Annotated in this window: 14 protein-coding genes and 2 tRNA genes; 10 read left to right on the top strand and 6 right to left on the bottom strand. The window is 59.0% G+C overall.

The window, feature by feature from the left end:
- Nucleotides 1–112 precede the first annotated feature (112 nt).
- From murI to hemA, 5 genes are read right to left on the bottom strand one after another with little or no spacing between them, the layout of a single operon-like run.
- On the bottom strand, nt 113–904 hold the full coding sequence (gene murI / locus ACOYXJ_RS14370; protein ID WP_150795580.1) for a glutamate racemase: 792 nt from the start codon (nt 902–904) through the stop codon (nt 113–115).
- A complete protein-coding gene (locus ACOYXJ_RS14365) occupies nt 897–1,652 on the bottom strand; it encodes a molybdopterin-synthase adenylyltransferase MoeB (RefSeq protein WP_150795579.1) in 756 nt (251 codons plus the stop codon). Before ACOYXJ_RS14365 ends, murI begins: the two co-directional genes overlap by 8 nt.
- Nucleotides 1,646–2,476, bottom strand: coding sequence for a peptide chain release factor N(5)-glutamine methyltransferase (gene prmC / locus ACOYXJ_RS14360; RefSeq protein ID WP_095050607.1), 831 nt, complete (start codon nt 2,474–2,476; stop codon nt 1,646–1,648). Before prmC ends, ACOYXJ_RS14365 begins: the two co-directional genes overlap by 7 nt.
- A complete protein-coding gene (prfA, locus tag ACOYXJ_RS14355; RefSeq protein WP_150795578.1) occupies nt 2,477–3,559 on the bottom strand; it encodes a peptide chain release factor 1 in 1,083 nt (360 codons plus the stop codon). It abuts the gene before it with no gap.
- Complete coding sequence (gene hemA / locus ACOYXJ_RS14350; RefSeq protein WP_134177942.1) at nt 3,556–4,842, bottom strand: glutamyl-tRNA reductase; 1,287 nt, start codon at nt 4,840–4,842, stop codon at nt 3,556–3,558. The genes prfA and hemA overlap by 4 nt, the downstream gene beginning before the upstream one ends.
- Before the next feature lie 182 nt (nt 4,843–5,024).
- On the opposite strand from hemA, the gene ACOYXJ_RS14345 reads away from it, so the two are divergent.
- From ACOYXJ_RS14345 to ychF, 8 genes are all read left to right on the top strand, one after another.
- Entirely contained in the window at nt 5,025–6,749 is a 1,725-nt protein-coding gene (locus tag ACOYXJ_RS14345; protein WP_460370055.1) for a tetratricopeptide repeat protein, read from the top strand.
- Between the two features lie 3 nt (nt 6,750–6,752).
- On the top strand, nt 6,753–7,370 hold the full coding sequence (gene lolB, locus ACOYXJ_RS14340) for a lipoprotein insertase outer membrane protein LolB (protein ID WP_460370053.1): 618 nt from the start codon (nt 6,753–6,755) through the stop codon (nt 7,368–7,370).
- 2 nt (nt 7,371–7,372) lie between these two features.
- Nucleotides 7,373–8,224 (top strand): 4-(cytidine 5'-diphospho)-2-C-methyl-D-erythritol kinase, encoded by an 852-nt coding sequence (gene ispE / locus ACOYXJ_RS14335; protein ID WP_460370051.1) that lies wholly within the window; start codon nt 7,373–7,375, stop codon nt 8,222–8,224.
- A 36-nt stretch (nt 8,225–8,260) separates the two neighbouring features.
- A tRNA-Gln gene (locus tag ACOYXJ_RS14330) sits at nt 8,261–8,335 on the top strand.
- Nucleotides 8,336–8,380: 45 nt separating this feature from the next.
- Nucleotides 8,381–9,322 (top strand): ribose-phosphate pyrophosphokinase, encoded by a 942-nt coding sequence (locus ACOYXJ_RS14325; protein WP_003171603.1) that lies wholly within the window; start codon nt 8,381–8,383, stop codon nt 9,320–9,322.
- 142 nt (nt 9,323–9,464) lie between these two features.
- Nucleotides 9,465–10,067 carry a 50S ribosomal protein L25/general stress protein Ctc gene (locus ACOYXJ_RS14320; RefSeq protein ID WP_034156037.1) on the top strand — a complete coding sequence of 201 codons (603 nt, stop codon included), beginning with the start codon at nt 9,465–9,467 and terminating at the stop codon, nt 10,065–10,067.
- A 171-nt stretch (nt 10,068–10,238) separates the two neighbouring features.
- Complete coding sequence (pth, locus tag ACOYXJ_RS14315) at nt 10,239–10,823, top strand: aminoacyl-tRNA hydrolase (protein ID WP_008079560.1); 585 nt, start codon at nt 10,239–10,241, stop codon at nt 10,821–10,823.
- 22 nt (nt 10,824–10,845) lie between these two features.
- On the top strand, nt 10,846–11,946 hold the full coding sequence (gene ychF, locus ACOYXJ_RS14310) for a redox-regulated ATPase YchF (protein WP_460370049.1): 1,101 nt from the start codon (nt 10,846–10,848) through the stop codon (nt 11,944–11,946).
- A 183-nt stretch (nt 11,947–12,129) separates the two neighbouring features.
- Here ychF and ACOYXJ_RS14305 read toward each other — a convergent pair whose 3' ends face one another.
- Nucleotides 12,130–13,347, bottom strand: coding sequence for an MFS transporter (locus ACOYXJ_RS14305; protein WP_150707650.1), 1,218 nt, complete (start codon nt 13,345–13,347; stop codon nt 12,130–12,132).
- 421 nt (nt 13,348–13,768) lie between these two features.
- On the opposite strand from ACOYXJ_RS14305, the gene ACOYXJ_RS14300 reads away from it, so the two are divergent.
- Together ACOYXJ_RS14300 and ACOYXJ_RS14295 are read left to right on the top strand one after the other, a co-directional pair.
- On the top strand, nt 13,769–15,826 hold the full coding sequence (locus ACOYXJ_RS14300) for a methyl-accepting chemotaxis protein (RefSeq protein WP_460370046.1): 2,058 nt from the start codon (nt 13,769–13,771) through the stop codon (nt 15,824–15,826).
- 115 nt (nt 15,827–15,941) lie between these two features.
- Nucleotides 15,942–16,018, top strand: a tRNA-Met gene (locus ACOYXJ_RS14295).
- The last annotated feature ends 53 nt before the right edge of the window (nt 16,019–16,071 follow it).

Genomic DNA, 16,071 nt, shown 5'->3' with positions numbered 1-16,071 from the left:
GTTGAAACTTCCTTTTCCGGAACGATCGTTTGGTTTTCTAGATAACTCTTCGCTATAGAAGCTAGCGCCTGCTCAGAAGTTCAGCTGATTTTTTAGTTATTTCACAATTTTTTTACAAGTCGAAGTTTTGCACTTCGCCAGCGTTTTGTCCGAGCAGTGGCAGGATGTTTTTAAAGTACTCGGGATCGGCACTGGTCCAGAATCTGACCGGTTGGTTCGGGCCGGCAGCGAGCAAATCGCGCTCCGCCAAAAGCCGCTGAAGTTGCCGCGCTACAGCAGCACCGGTATCGATCAGACTGATGTCCGCAGGGATCATCGACTTGAGCATCGGCTTGAGAAAGGGATAGTGGGTGCAGCCCAGAATGATCGTGTCGCAACCGCTGGCCAACAGCGGCTCGACGTAACCTTGCAGCAACTGGCGCAACTCGGCGCTGTGCAGATCGCCGCTTTCAATCAACTCGACCAGGCCGGGACACGGCTGGGTGATTACACGAACGTCAGTGGCGAAACGATCCAGCAACGCAGCGAACTTGGCGCTCTGCAATGTGCCGGTGGTGGCGAGCACGCCGACCACACCGCTGCGGGTCGCGGCGGCGGCAGGTTTGACCGCAGGCTCCATACCGACAAGCGGCCAGTCGGGAAAATCACGGCGTAGATCGGCGACACCCGAGACCGTCGCGGTATTGCACGCGATGACCAAGGCCTTGGCACCCTGCTCACGGAAAAACCCGGCCATCACACTGCAGCGCTGACGGATGAATTCCGGGGTTTTCTCACCATAGGGAATGTGCCCGCAATCGGCGACATAGAGCAGTGATTCATTGGGCAGCAAACGCTGGATTTCCGCCAGCACCGACAAGCCGCCGACACCGGAGTCGAACACGCCAATCGGCGCTTCACGCATGGCGCGAACCACAGACGCGGCAGCCCGGATCACGCTTGACGCGCAACTCGCGGAAGCGCGAACCGAGAGCATCGATCAACAGCAAGCGACCCACCAGCGGTTCGCCGAAACCGACCAGCACCTTCAAGGCTTCCAGTGCTTGCAGGCTGCCAACCAGACCGACCAGCGGCCCAACCACACCGGCCTCACTGCAAGTCAATTCGGCTTCGCTGCCGTGCCCGTATAAACAGTGGTAGCACGGGCTCTCGTCGCGGCGCGGATCGAACACCGACAACTGCCCTTCCAAACGAATCGCCGCACCGCTGACCAACGGTTTGCACGCAGCTACGCACGCAGCGTTGACCGCTTCGCGAGTGGAGAAATTATCGGAGCAGTCGAGCACCAGATCCACCGCTGCCACGGCTGCGGCGAGAGAATCCTCGTCCAGCGCCTGACGATGAGGGATCAGTTGGATTTCTGGATTGATCGCGGTCAGACGCTTGAGCGCCGAGTCGACTTTGCTCATGCCGACGCTGTCGGTGTCATGAATGATCTGGCGTTGCAGGTTGGTCAGATCGACCGTGTCGAAATCCGCCAGATGCAACTCACCGACACCCGCCGCTGCGAGGTACAACGCAACCGGCGCACCGAGACCGCCAAGGCCGACGATCAGCACGCGACTGTCCTTGAGCTTCAGTTGCCCGTCGATGTCGATGTGTTGCAGCAGAATCTGCCGGCTGTAGCGCAGCAATTCCTGATCATTCAGCACGGCAGGCGCCCCAGACTGATGCGTTGATGACCGCCCAGGTCGGTGCGGCTGTGGACTTCCTCAAAACCGCGGGTCAGCAGCAGATCACGCACGGCTTCGGCTTGATCATAGCCGTGTTCGAGCATCAACCAGCCAGCGGCCTCCAGATGTTCCGGGGCCTGCGCAACGATCAAACGCAGATCATCGAGCCCGTCTTCCCCGGCAACCAGCGCACTGGCCGGTTCGAAGCGCACATCGCCTTCGACCAGATGCGGATCGGCGGCAGCAATGTACGGCGGGTTGCTGATGATCAACTGGAAACGCTGACCTTCCAGCGCGCTGAACCAATGGCTGCTCAGCACCGTGGCGTTGTTCAAATGCAGACGCTGACGATTGCGCTCAGCGAGGGCCACGGCTTCGAGTACGCGATCCACCGCAGTGACCTTCCACGCCGGACGCTCGCTGGCCAAGGCCAAAGCAATCGCGCCGCTGCCAGTACCGAGGTCGAGTACTTTGGCCGGCGTCGCGGGCAGTAATTCCAGCGCCGCTTCCACCAGCAATTCAGTGTCCGGGCGCGGGATCAGCGTGTGCGGCGCGACTTCCAGATCGAGTTTCCAGAAACCCTGCTGACCGAGAATGTAGGCCACCGGTTCACCGCTACGGCGGCGTTGCAGGTATTCGGCAAAGGTCAGCGCTGCTTCACTCGGCACGATGCGCTCGGGCCAGGTGTGCAGAAAACTGCGCGATTTGCCCAGTGCCGCCGCGAGAAGCAACTCGGCATCCAGACGCGCGGTGGGCGAGTCCGGCAATTCAGCGGCGCGCAACAGGCTGGCGATGATGGTCATTTATTCACCTATCGCTGCGAGTTGGTCAGCCTGGTATTCGGCCAGCAACGGCTCGATCACCGCTTCAACGCCACCGGCGAGGATTTCATCCAGCGAGTACAGGGTCAGGTTGACGCGATGGTCGGTAACCCGGCCCTGGGCAAAGTTGTAGGTGCGAATCCGCTCGGAACGGTCACCGGAACCCACCAGCAGTTTGCGCTCGCTGGCGATCGCGTTGGCCGCCGCTGCGGTCTGCTGATCGTTGAGCTTGGCCGACAGCCAGGCCATCGCGCGGGCACGGTTCTTGTGCTGGGAACGTTCTTCCTGACACTCGACGACAGTGCCGGTCGGTATGTGCGTGATGCGGATCGCCGAGTCGGTGGTGTTGACGTGCTGACCACCGGCCCCGGAGGAACGGAAAGTGTCGACGCGCAAATCCGCCGGATTGATCTCGATGGCTTCGCGCTCGTCCGGCTCGGGCAATACCGCCACGGTGCAGGCCGAAGTGTGGATACGACCCTGGGATTCAGTGGCGGGTACGCGCTGTACGCGGTGCGCGCCGGATTCGAATTTCAGCTTGCCGTAAACATTGTCGCCTTCGATGCGCGCGATGACTTCTTTATAGCCACCGTGTTCGCCTTCGTTTTCCGAAAGGATCTCGACACGCCAGCCACGGCGCTCGGCGTAACGCGAGTACATGCGGAACAGATCGCCGGAGAAGATCGCCGCCTCGTCGCCACCGGTGCCAGCACGAATTTCGAGGAAGACGTTACGTCCGTCATTCGGATCCTTGGGCAGCAACATGCGTTGCAGGTCGGATTCCAGGGTGATCAGCAATTCCTTGGCTTCGCGGACTTCTTCCACGGCCATTTCACGCATGTCCGGGTCGCTGTCCTTGAGCAACGCCTGTGCGCCTTCAAGGTCGCCTTGTACGCTGAGCAGCTTTTTATAGCCTTGTACCACCGGCTCGAGTTCGGCGTATTCCTTGGAATAAGCGCGGAATTTGGCCTGGTCGGCAATGACTTCGCCGTCGCCGAGCAGCGCGGTCAGTTCCTCGAAACGGTCCTGGAGGATGTCCAGCTTATTGAGCAGTGACGCTTTCATTGCGGTTTTTTATCCGAAAAGCTATCCGGTGAGCCCTCGAGGGCAAAGAGTTCCTGAGCCATGGCCAGCGCATCGAGGCGGCCTTCGGCAGAAAGCTTTTTCAGTTGCACGCTGGGCGCATGCAACAGTTTATTGGTCAGGCCACGGGCCAGTTGCCCGAGCACATCTTCGGCGTTAGCGCCGTTGGCCAGCAGACGCAGGGCCTTTTGCAACTCCTCGTCGCGCAGGCGTTCGCTCTGTTGACGATAGGCCTTGAGCACATCGACCGCCGCCAATTCGCGCAGGCGCACCATGAAATCGTCAGCACCGACCGAGACCATCTCTTCAGCGGCTTGCGCTGCGCCCTGACGGCTCTTGAGATTCTCGGCGACCACTTCGTGGAGATCGTCGACGCTGTAGAGGTAAACGTCGTCCAGTTCGCCGACTTCCGGCTCGATATCGCGGGGAACGGCGATGTCGACCATGAAGATCGGCTTGTGCTTGCGCAGCTTCAGCGCACTCTCGACCGCGCCCTTGCCGAGAATCGGCAACTGACTGGCAGTCGAACTGATCACGATATCGCTGCGCACCAGTTCTGCCGGGATGTCCGACAGCAACACCGCGTGAGCGCCGAACTGTTCGGCCAGCAGACTGGCGCGTTCGAGCGTGCGGTTAGCGACGACGATGCGCTTGACCCCCAGTTCGTGCAAATGGCGGGCGACCAATGTAATGGTCTCGCCGGCGCCAATCAGCAAGGCCTGACTGCGCTGCAAATCACTGAAAATCTGCTTGGCCAGGCTGACGGCAGCAAACGCCACCGACACCGGGTTTTCACCGATAGCAGTGTCGGTGCGCACCTGCTTGGCGGCATTGAATGTCGCTTGAAACAGTCGCCCCAGCAGCGGACCGATGGTGCCGGCCTCGCGGGCCACGGCATAGGCCGATTTCATCTGACCGAGAATCTGCGGCTCGCCCAGCACCAGCGAGTCGAGCCCGGAGGCGACGCGCATCATGTGACGAACTGCCGCATCATCTTCATGCACATAAGCACTCGCGCGCAGCTCATCGAGGCTTAAATGGTGATAGTCGGCCAGCCAGCGCAGCACGATATCGGCAGAAAGCTGATCCTGTTCTATATAAAGCTCACTGCGATTGCAGGTGGAGAGGATCGCGGCTTCGCGGCTGTCGGTCAGTCGGCAGAGCTGCTGCAAGGCCTCCACCAGCTGTTCAGGAGTAAAAGCCACGCGCTCGCGGACGTCTACTGAAGCAGTCTTGTGGTTGATACCGAGTGCAAGGAAGGCCATTCAAGGTCGCTGATGGTGACGTGAAGCCGGCAATTGTCCTACTTCGAAAGATTCAGAACAACTACCGCTGACTATTGTCCCAATCGTCAGTCCCTATAATGGGCACAATTGAGTCTCGGTTATGTTTGGCCGAAGGCTTGTGTCATGATGATCCGACCGCAGGTTAGTCGTCCTCTTCCTATATGAATAGATCCTCCGCGTTGCTCCTCGCTTTTGTCTTCCTCAGCGGCTGCCAGGCCTTGGCTCCCGTTTCGCCGGACGGTACGCCGTCGGTTGAAGACACCACGCCCGCGCCTGAAAAGCCCAAGGTTTACAGCTCGTTCAGCGAGGAAACCGTTTTCAGCCTGTTGAGCGCCGAACTCGCCGGCCAGCGCAATCGTTTCGACATTGCCCTGGATAACTACGTGACCCAGGCCATCAATACGCAGGATCCGGGCGTCTCCGAGCGCGCATTCCGTATCGCCGAATATCTGGGTGCCGATCAACCGGCCCTCGATACCGCGCTGATCTGGGCGAAAAACGCTCCGGACGACCTCGAAGCGCAACGCGCCGCTGCCGTGCAACTGGCGCGCGCCGGGCGTTATGACGACTCGATGGTCTATATGGAAAAGGTCCTGCAGGGCAAGGGCGATACCCATTTCGACTTCCTCGCGTTGTCGGCAGCGGATACCGATCAGGAAACCCGCAACGGCCTGATGAAAAGTTTTGACCGCTTGTTGCAGCGCCATCCGAACAACAGCCAGCTGATTTTCGGCAAAGCCCTGCTCTTGCAGCAGGACGGTGACAACAAAGCCGCACTGGCCCTGCTCGAAGACAATCCGCCGGATGACGGCGAGATCGCACCGATTCTGCTGCGCGCGCGCCTGCTGCAGATTCTCAACCGAGGCGACGAAGCGCTGCCTCTGCTGCAGAAAAGCATCAAGAAGTACCCGGACGACAAGCGCCTGCGCCTGACTTACGCGCGCATGCTGGTTGAACAGGACCGGATGGAAGACGCCAAGGCCGAGTTCTCCAGCCTTGTGCAGCAATACCCGGAAGACGACGAACTGCGTTACTCGCTGGCCTTGGTCTGCCTGGAAGCCAAGGCCTGGGACGAGGCCAAGGGTTATCTGGAAGACCTGATCGCCCGCGAAAGCCACGTCGATTCGGCGCACCTGAACCTGGGGCGAATTGCCGAAGAACGCAACGACCCGCAAGGCGCGCTCATCGAGTACGCCCAGGTCGGCCCGGGCAACGATTATCTGCCGGCGCAATTGCGTCAGGCCGATATTCTGATGAACAACGGCAAGACCGCTGAAGCGCAAAGCAAACTCGCCGCCCAGCGCGACGAACAGCCGGACTACGCGATTCAGTTGTACCTGATCGAGTCGGAAACCCTGTCGGCCAATAAACAGGACGACAAGGCCTGGAAAGTCTTGCAGCAAGCCTTGCTGCAATACCCGGATGATCTGAATCTGCTCTATACCCGCGCCATGCTCGCGGAAAAACGCAATGACCTGGCGCAAATGGAAAAAGACCTGCGCCTGATCATCAAGCGTGATCCGGACAACGCCATGGCGCTCAACGCGCTGGGCTACACCCTGTCCGACCGCACCACCCGCTACGCTGAAGCCAAGACGCTGATCGAGCAGGCGCACCAGATCAACCCGGAAGACCCGGCAGTACTCGACAGCCTCGGCTGGGTGAATTACCGCCTGGGCAACCTGGACGACGCCGAGAAATATCTGCGTCAGGCGCTGGAGCGTTTCCCGGATCACGAAGTTGCCGCGCACCTCGGCGAAGTGTTGTGGACCAAGGGTAACCAGCGTGAAGCCAAACAAATCTGGGGCAAATTCCTCAAGGATCAGCCCGACAGCACCATTCTGCGCAGCACCATCAAGCGCCTGACCGGATCCGAGACTCTTTAACTCATGTTTTTGCGCCACGTTATTGTTTTCAGCTTCATCGCCCTGCTCGCTGGCTGCTCGGGTTTTGGCACTCGCGAATCGGTCGAGGGCCACGGCAGTCCGGCTCAATGGGCCGCAAACAAACAACAGCTGACCGGCCTCGACGGCTGGCAGATCGACGGCAAGATCGGCATCCGCGCACCGAAAGATTCCGGTAGCGGCACGCTGTTCTGGCTGCAACGTCAGGATTACTACGACATTCGTTTGTCCGGCCCGCTGGGTCGTGGCGCGGCCCGTTTGACCGGGCGTCCGGGCAAGGTCTCGCTGGAAGTCGCCAACCAGGGTCGCTATGAATCGCAGTCCCCGGAAGCCCTGCTCGAAGAACAGCTCGGCTGGAAACTGCCGGTGTCGAATCTTGCCTGGTGGGTCCGTGGCCTGCCCGCTCCGGACAGCAAAAGTCGCCTGAATCTGGATGCCGAAAGCCGCCTGGCCAACCTGGAACAGGATGGCTGGAAAGTCGAATACACCGCCTACACCGAACAAAACGGTTACTGGTTGCCGGAGCGCATCAAGCTGCACGGCACTGACCTGGACGTGACGCTGGTGATCAAGACCTGGCAGCCGCGCAAACTGGGGCAATAAGCATGACCGCTCCACGCTTGACCCTGCCCTCGCCGGCCAAACTCAATCTGATGCTGCACATTCTCGGCCGCCGTGAAGACGGCTATCACGAGTTGCAGACATTGTTTCAGTTTGTCGATTACGGCGATGAAATCACTTTTGCCGTGCGCGATGACGGCGTGATTCAACTGCACACCGAATTCGCCGGCGTGCCGCATGACGGCAACCTGATCGTGCGCGCGGCGAAAATGCTTCAGCAACAGTCCGGTTGCACGCTCGGCATCGATATCTGGATTGATAAAGTCCTGCCCATGGGCGGCGGCATCGGTGGCGGCAGTTCGAATGCGGCGACGACTTTGCTCGGCCTGAATCATTTGTGGCAGTTGGGTTGGGATGAAGATCGCCTGGCCGCACTGGGCCTGACGCTCGGCGCCGACGTGCCGGTTTTTGTCCGTGGTCACGCGGCGTTTGCCGAGGGCGTGGGCGAGAAACTCACCCCGGTGAATCCCGAAGAACCGTGGTATCTGGTGCTCGTGCCGCAAGTCTCTGTTAGTACGGCAGAAATTTTTTCCGATCCTTTGTTGACACGTAACACGCCGCCCATTAAAGTGCGCCCCGTTCCCGAGGGAAACAGTCGAAATGACTGCTTGCCGGTGGTTGCAAGGCGTTATCCAGAAGTACGTAACGCATTGGATTTGTTAGGTAAATTTACCGAAGCAAAACTCACCGGAACTGGAAGTTGTGTGTTTGGGGGCTTCCCAAGCAAAGCTGAAGCTGATAAAGTCTCGGCCCTTCTGACAGAGACCCTTACAGGGTTTGTAGCCAAAGGCAGCAACGTTTCGATGTTGCACCGCAAGCTGCAAAGTCTGCTCTAAAGGAACCAAGTGCTCGGCACTTGATGCAACAGATACAGGGGCGTCGCCAAGCGGTAAGGCAGCAGGTTTTGATCCTGCCATGCGTTGGTTCGAATCCAGCCGCCCCTGCCATTTTCTATACTCATCCAGGTTACCCTCAGCCTCTAGGTACTGCGCGTGTCCAAGATGATGGTCTTTACGGGGAACGCTAACCCCGATCTGGCTCGGCGTGTTGTACGTCAGCTGCATATCCCTCTCGGTGACATCTCTGTCGGTAAGTTCTCCGACGGCGAAATTACTGCCGAGATCAATGAAAACGTTCGCGGTAAAGACGTTTTCATTATTCAGCCGACTTGCGCTCCGACCAACGATAACCTGATGGAACTGGTAGTGATGGCTGACGCCTTCCGCCGCTCCTCGGCTACTCGTATCACTGCTGTTATTCCTTATTTTGGTTATGCCCGTCAGGATCGCCGTCCGCGTTCCGCACGTGTGGCTATCAGCGCGAAAGTCGTTGCTGACATGCTTACCGTAGTCGGCATCGACCGTGTTCTCACGGTTGATCTGCATGCTGACCAGATTCAGGGTTTCTTCGATATTCCGGTAGATAACATCTACGGCTCCCCGGTTCTGGTGGATGACATTGAAGATCAGCGCTTCGAAAACCTGATGATCGTGTCCCCGGACATTGGTGGCGTCGTGCGTGCACGTGCCGTTGCCAAATCCCTGGGTGTGGATCTCGGGATCATCGACAAACGCCGTGAGAAAGCCAATCACTCTGAAGTGATGCATATCATCGGTGATGTCGAAGGGCGTACCTGTATTCTGGTCGATGACATGGTCGATACCGCCGGCACTCTGTGCCACGCGGCGAAGGCCCTGAAAGAGCATGGCGCAGCCAAGGTCTTTGCCTACTGCACACACCCTGTGCTGTCGGGTCGGGCCATCGAGAATATCGAAAATTCCGTGCTGGACGAGCTGGTGGTGACGAACACCATCCCGCTGTCCGCTGCAGCACAAGCCTGTGCACGTATCCGTCAACTGGATATCGCACCGGTTGTTGCCGAAGCGGTTCGCCGCATCAGCAATGAAGAATCGATCAGCGCGATGTTCCGTTAAGGGCCCTGCCCTTCGCGAAATGTCTCGTTGACGAAAAGCGCCCCGCCCCGGCATTCCTGCCGGGGCGGGGCTTTTTTGCCCATACCGTGTTTGGCGCTGGTCGCAAACGCCACTCCGGTCATGGCTATTTTGGAGATACAAAATGAACGATTTTACTCTGAATGCTGAAGTGCGTTCCGACCTGGGGAAAGGTGCGAGCCGCCGCCTGCGTCGTCTCGCCGCTCTGGTTCCAGCTGTTGTTTACGGTGGCGAGAAAGCCCCTGAATCCATCAGCATGCTGGCCAAAGAAGTTGCCAAACTGCTCGAAAACGAAGCTGCCTACAGCCACGTTATCGAACTGAACGTTGGCGGCAAAAAGCAGAACGTCATCATCAAAGCTCTGCAACGTCACCCGTCCAAGGGTCACGTTCTGCACGCTGACTTCGTACGCGTCGTAGCCGGTCAGAAACTGACCGCTATCGTGCCTGTGCACTTTGTTGGTGAAGAAGCTCCGGTCAAGAAAGGCGGCGAGATCTCGCACGTCCTGAACGAAATCGAAGTAACTTGCCTGCCGAAAGATCTGCCTGAGTTCATCGAAGTCGACCTGTCGGCTCTGGAAATCGGCGCAATCGTCCACCTGTCCGACATCAAAGCCCCTAAAGGCGTTGAGTTCGTTGCACTGGCTCACGGTGACGACAAAGCTGTTGCAAACGTACACGCTCCACGCGTTGCTCCAGAAGCTACCGAAGAAGGCGCAGCAGAGTAATTCACTCTGTTTAGCCTGAGTGAGCAAGTAACATCGCGGACTGGAACGTAGCGAGAAAGCGGGCGAGAACGCGGAGTTTACATCCATGGTAAATGAGCATTTTTCGTCCACTTTCGCCGCTTTGCCTGATCGCGGCGATGTTACTCACCACTCAAAGGAAGGGCCCCTATCGTGACTGCCATCAAACTGATCGTTGGCCTGGGAAATCCAGGCGCCGAATACGACCAGACCCGGCATAACGCAGGGGCCCTTTTTGTTGAGCGCATCGCCCACGCACAGAATGTGAATCTTGTGGCCGATCGCAAATATTTCGGCCTGACCGGGCGCTATTCGCATCAGGGTCAGGATGTTCGTCTGCTGATTCCCACCACTTACATGAACCGCAGCGGCCAGGCCGTGGCGGCACTCGCCGGTTTCTTCCGCATCAAGCCTGAAGAAATCCTCGTGGCGCATGACGAACTCGACTTGCCTCCGGGCGTTGCCAAGCTCAAGCAGGGCGGCGGCCATGGCGGTCACAACGGGTTGCGCGACATCATTGCGCAACTGGGTAATCAGAATACGTTCTACCGCCTGCGGCTTGGCATTGGCCACCCGGGCGTCGCCAGTATGGTTTCAAATTTCGTCCTGGGTCGTGCGCCACGCGCCGAACAGGAAAAACTCGATGCCAGCATCGACTTTGCCCTCGGCGTGCTGCCGGATATCCTCGCCGGGGAATGGAACCGCGCGATGAAAAACCTGCACAGCCAGAAGGCCTGACTCTACTCCGAGGGGAAACACCATGGGATTCAATTGCGGCATCGTCGGCCTGCCTAACGTCGGCAAGTCCACCCTGTTCAACGCCCTGACCAAATCCGGTATCGCGGCCGAGAACTTCCCCTTCTGCACCATCGAGCCGAACAGCGGCATCGTGCCGATGCCGGATCCGCGTCTGGAAGCCCTGGCGGCCATCGTCAATCCGAAGCGCATCCTGCCGACCACCATGGAATTCGTCGACATCGCAGGCCTGGTGGCCGGCGCCTCGAAAGGTGAAGGCCTGGGCAACAAGTTCCTCGCCAACATCCGTGAGACTGACGCGATCGCTCACGTGGTGCGCTGCTTCGAAGACGAAAACGTGATCCACGTTTCCAACAGCGTTGATCCAAAACGCGACATCGAAATCATCGACCTGGAACTGATCTTCGCCGACCTCGACAGTTGCGAGAAGCAACTGCAGAAAGTTGCGCGCAACGCCAAGGGCGGTGACAAGGACGCCGTGGTTCAGAAAGCTCTGCTGGAGCAACTGATCGCGCACTTCACCGAAGCCAAGCCGGCGCGCAGCCTGATGAAGAACATGAGCACCGACGAAAAAGCGGTGATCAAGGGCTTCCACCTGCTGACCACCAAACCGGTCATGTACATCGCCAACGTCGCTGAAGACGGTTTCGAGAACAACCAGCACCTGGACGTGGTTCGCGCCATCGCCGAAGAAGAAGGCGCGATGGTCGTTCCGGTCTGCAACAAGATCGAAGCGGAAATCGCCGAGCTCGATGACGGCGAAGAGAAAGACATGTTTCTCGAGGCCCTGGGCCTGGAAGAGCCTGGCCTGAACCGCGTGATCCGCGCCGGTTACGAAATGCTGCACCTGCAGACCTACTTCACCGCCGGTGTCGAAGAAGTCCGCGCCTGGACCGTCAAAGTCGGTGCCACCGCACCTCAGGCTGCCGGCGTGATCCACACCGACTTCGAGAAAGGCTTCATCCGCGCCGAAGTGATCGCCTACAACGACTTCATCCAGTACAAGGGCGAAGCCGGTACCAAAGAAGCCGGTAAATGGCGTCTGGAAGGCAAGGATTACATCGTCAAGGACGGCGACGTGATGCACTTCCGCTTCAACGTGTAAGCGTTACGCCCAAGAAAAAGCCGCGTCTGATACGCGGCTTTTTTGTGCCTGAAATTTACTGCTGAACCTATCTCCCCTGTGGGAGCGAGCCTGCTCGCGAAGAGGGAGTGTCATTCACATCTCTGCGGATGACACACCGCATTCGCGAGCAGGCTCGCTCCCACAGTTGGGGATTGTGTGGCGTCAGACCTTTTTAGTGCGCGGCAAGAAGATCGCCAACACGCCAAACAATGGCAGGAACGAGCAGAGGAAATACACGTACTCAATCCCGTGCACATCCGCCAGATGCCCCAGCAACGCCGCGCCAATCCCGCCAAAACCAAACATCAAACCGAAGAAGATTCCGGCGATCATCCCGACATTCCCCGGCACCAGTTCCTGCGCGTACACCACAATCGCCGAGAACGCAGAAGCGAGGATGAAGCCGATTACCACGCTGAGAACACTGGTCCAGAACAGATCGACGTGAGGCATCAGCAGCGTGAACGGCGCCACGCCGAGGATCGAAAACCAGATCACTGCCTTACGGCCGATCTTGTCGCCAATCGGCCCGCCAAAGAACGTACCCGCTGCTACCGCGCCAAGGAACAGGAACAAGTGCAGCTGCGAACTGGCCACCGACAGGTCGAACTTCTCGATGAGGTAAAAGGTGAAATAGCTGGTCAGGCTGGCCATGTAGAAATACTTGGAGAACACCAACAGCCCCAGCACCACCAACGCACTGGTCACCCTGCCCTTCGACAGCCCGTGCGTCGCCGCTTGGCCGGCCTTGAGCTTGAACAGATTGAGGTGATGGGCGTACCAGCGACTGATGCGGTACAGCACGAACAGCGCAAACACCGCGAACAAACCGAACCACGCCACGTTGCCCTGACCGAAGGGAATAATGATCGCCGCCGCCAGCAACGGGCCGAACGCGGAACCGGCATTACCGCCGACCTGAAAGGTCGACTGCGCCAGGCCAAAGCGTCCGCCCGAGGCCAGTCGGGCAATCCGCGAGGCTTCCGGGTGGAACGTCGAAGAGCCGATACCAATCAGCGCCGCCGCCAGCAGGATCAGGGGGAAACTGCCAACCATCGACATCATCACGATGCCAATCAGGGTGCAAATCGAACCGGCCGGTAACAGCCACGGTTTTGGATGCCGATCAGTGTGATAACCGACCCACGGTTGCAACAGCGAGGCGGTCAGTTGAAAGGTCAAAGTGATCAGGCCGACCTGAGTAAACGTCAGGCCGTAATTGGCCTTGAGCATCGGGTAGATCGACGGTAGCACCGACTGAATCAGGTCGTTGATCAAATGCGCCAGCGCCACTGCGCCGATGATACGCATCACCAAAGGGTTGCTTTGCGGAGCAGCGGGCGCCGAGGCAGCGGCGGTCTGAACGTTGCTGATAGCCATGGAGTTTTCCGGACAGCAGATGGGTGCACGCAGGCAGGTGCGTCAATGTGCCATTTTTCGGTGCGCCAGCGCCATCCCCTTAGCCAGCTAACTAACTGACCTGACCGAATCATGTAGGAGCTGCCGCAGGCTGCGATCTTTTGATCTTGCCGTTAAAAACACAGATCAAAAGATCGCAGCCTTCGGCAGCTCCTACAAGGGATAGGTGATAGCGCAACGCCATGGTCTGAATCTTGCCTTGCTTCTCCCCTTGAACGCGGGCGCCTTACAAAGGCGACCGACAATGGGAAGTTTCGCTACAGAGCCGGCCTACAGAGCGGGCGAGAGTGAACTTTCGAGGCCTTTTAGCAGGGCACAACATCAACGTCGAACGACCGCGATGCACGCCATTGGTGCGTGGTGTCCAGAGGAGTCATGGGGCATGCAGGCTTTCCTTTCACCGGGGATCAAATTGCTGGGGCGGTTTGGCTTCGCAGGTAAATTCCAGTTGTTGTTTCTGCTGTTCATTCTGCCGTTGGCCGGCAGCCTGTTGATGATCGGCCAGGACTATCGCGACAAACTCAATCTGATTTCCGGCGAACGTGCCGGTGTGCGCCAGTTGCTCGCGCTGGATGCGCTCGACAACCTGCTCGCCGCCCAACGTGATCGCGCTGCCCGTTGGCGCGCCACGGAAACCAATCGCCAACCGACGCCGGCCACTCTCGCTGCCATGGGCGCGTTCGACGCGGTGCAACCAGCGGTTCTGCAAGCGACCACGGATTTGGGCGCCGCCCTGAAAAACGAAGGCGCAGAAGGCGAAACACTCAGCCGCTATCAAGCACTGCAAACCGCACTCAATGGTCTGGATTCAAAAAGCCTGAGCAGCGTCGGTTGGTGGCCGGACGGTTACGACCGCTTCACCAACGCCCTCAGCGCCCTGCAAGCGTTGCGCGAGCAGATCGTCATGGACAATCGCCTGACCCTCGCGCCGTGGCTGGAAACCTATCTGCTGACGCAAATTTCCACGCAGCACGCGCCGGATCTCATCGAACGGGTCGGACGCCTCGCTGCGGTCGGTCAGGCCTCGGTGGTCTCCGGCCAATTCACCCTGCAAAGCCGTCTGCAATTACGCGACCTGCGCAGCCGCATCGGTGACGCCCGCGAGCAACTGGTGAAAACCGCAACGCTGCTCGAAGCGCGCCTGCCGAAAGATCAGCAGAGCTGGGCCAACCAATACCACAACAGCCTCAAACACCTCGACAGCGGTCTGAAGGTGCTGGACGACGGTGTATTCGGCGGCTCTATCAATCTCAAACCGGAAGAATTCGAACGCAGCCTCGATGCGCTGCTGACCGACCTCGCCGCCCTGCGCCAGCAATCGCTGGTGTCGCTGGATCAGCGCCTCGACGCCTACCACAGCTCGGCGATTCGCCAATTCATCATCGTCGCCACAATCTTCGGCTGCCTGCTACTCGCGGCGCTGTATTTGTTCGTCTGCCTGCAAGCCTCGATCCGTCGCAGTGCCAGCGGCATCACCCTGCTCGCCGAAGCCCTGCGCGATGGCAACCTCAGCCTGCAAGTGCCGGTGGTGGGCCGTGATGAACTGGCCGCGATCAGCACCGCACTCAACGTTGCCGTGGTGCAACTGCGCACGAGCATGCTCGGTGTCGATCACGAGACCTCGCAGTTGAGCAACGCCGTGCGCAGCCTCAACGAGCACTCCAGTGGCGCCCTTAGCGAAGTCGAGGCGCAACAGTTGCAGATCAGCCAGATCGCCGCAGCTGCCACGCAATTGGCCGCCACCTCGCAAGGTGTGGCGCAGAGTTGCGAACAGGCGTCCGGCAGCGCTCAGCACACCCGGCGCATCGCGGCCGACAGCAGCCGCGACAGCCAACGCACCACGGCGAGTATTCAGCAGCTCAACCAGCGTTTGAACGACACCGCTGCGGCACTCGGTCGAGTCAGCGAGCAAGGCCAGCAGATTCAATTGGTCGTCGACACGATTCGCGGTGTCGCCGAACAGACCAATCTGCTCGCGCTCAACGCAGCCATCGAAGCCGCGCGAGCTGGTGAACAAGGACGCGGTTTCGCTGTGGTCGCCGATGAGGTGCGCAGCCTGTCGCAACGTACGCAGTCGTCCACCGCGCAAATCGCCGGCACGGTCGACAGCCTGCGCGCCACGGTCAACGAAGCCGTGAGTTTGATGGAAGCCGCGTGCGGCCAGGCGCAGACCGATGCCGAGTCGGTCACCGGTCTCGGTGAGCGTTTAGGAGAAATCGCCAGCGCCGTGCAAAGCGTTACCGACACGTTGGCGCAGATCGCCACAGCGGTTGAGGAGCAAGCGAGTACCGCCGATGAAGTCAGCGGCAATATCCAGCAGGTCGATCAGGCGGCCGTGCGTTTGCTTGAAGGCGCACGCGCGGTGAACCTCGCGGCGGACACCCTGAGTCAGGGCAGCCACGCCCTGAGCGCCAATACGGCAAGATTTCAGCTGCGTTGATGCCCCGCCCGGCCCGGATTTTCCGGGCTGGAGGATAAGCGGTTGAAAATAAGAAGAAATATTTTAAATTTACGCTTGACGCTTTTCCATTTCAGGGGAATAATGCGCGCCACTTGGCTACATAGCTCAGTTGGTTAGAGCATAGCATTCATAATGCTGGGGTCCGGGGTTCAAGTCCCTGTGTAGCCACCAAGTACTAAAAACGGCTTACCGAAAGGTAGGCCGTTTTTTTATGCCTCAAGAAA

It is taken from the genome of Pseudomonas sp. Tul2A7 (assembly GCF_054790505.1).
Note: the sequence above shows the minus strand (reverse complement) of the source record. Positions and strands in the feature narration are given on the sequence as shown.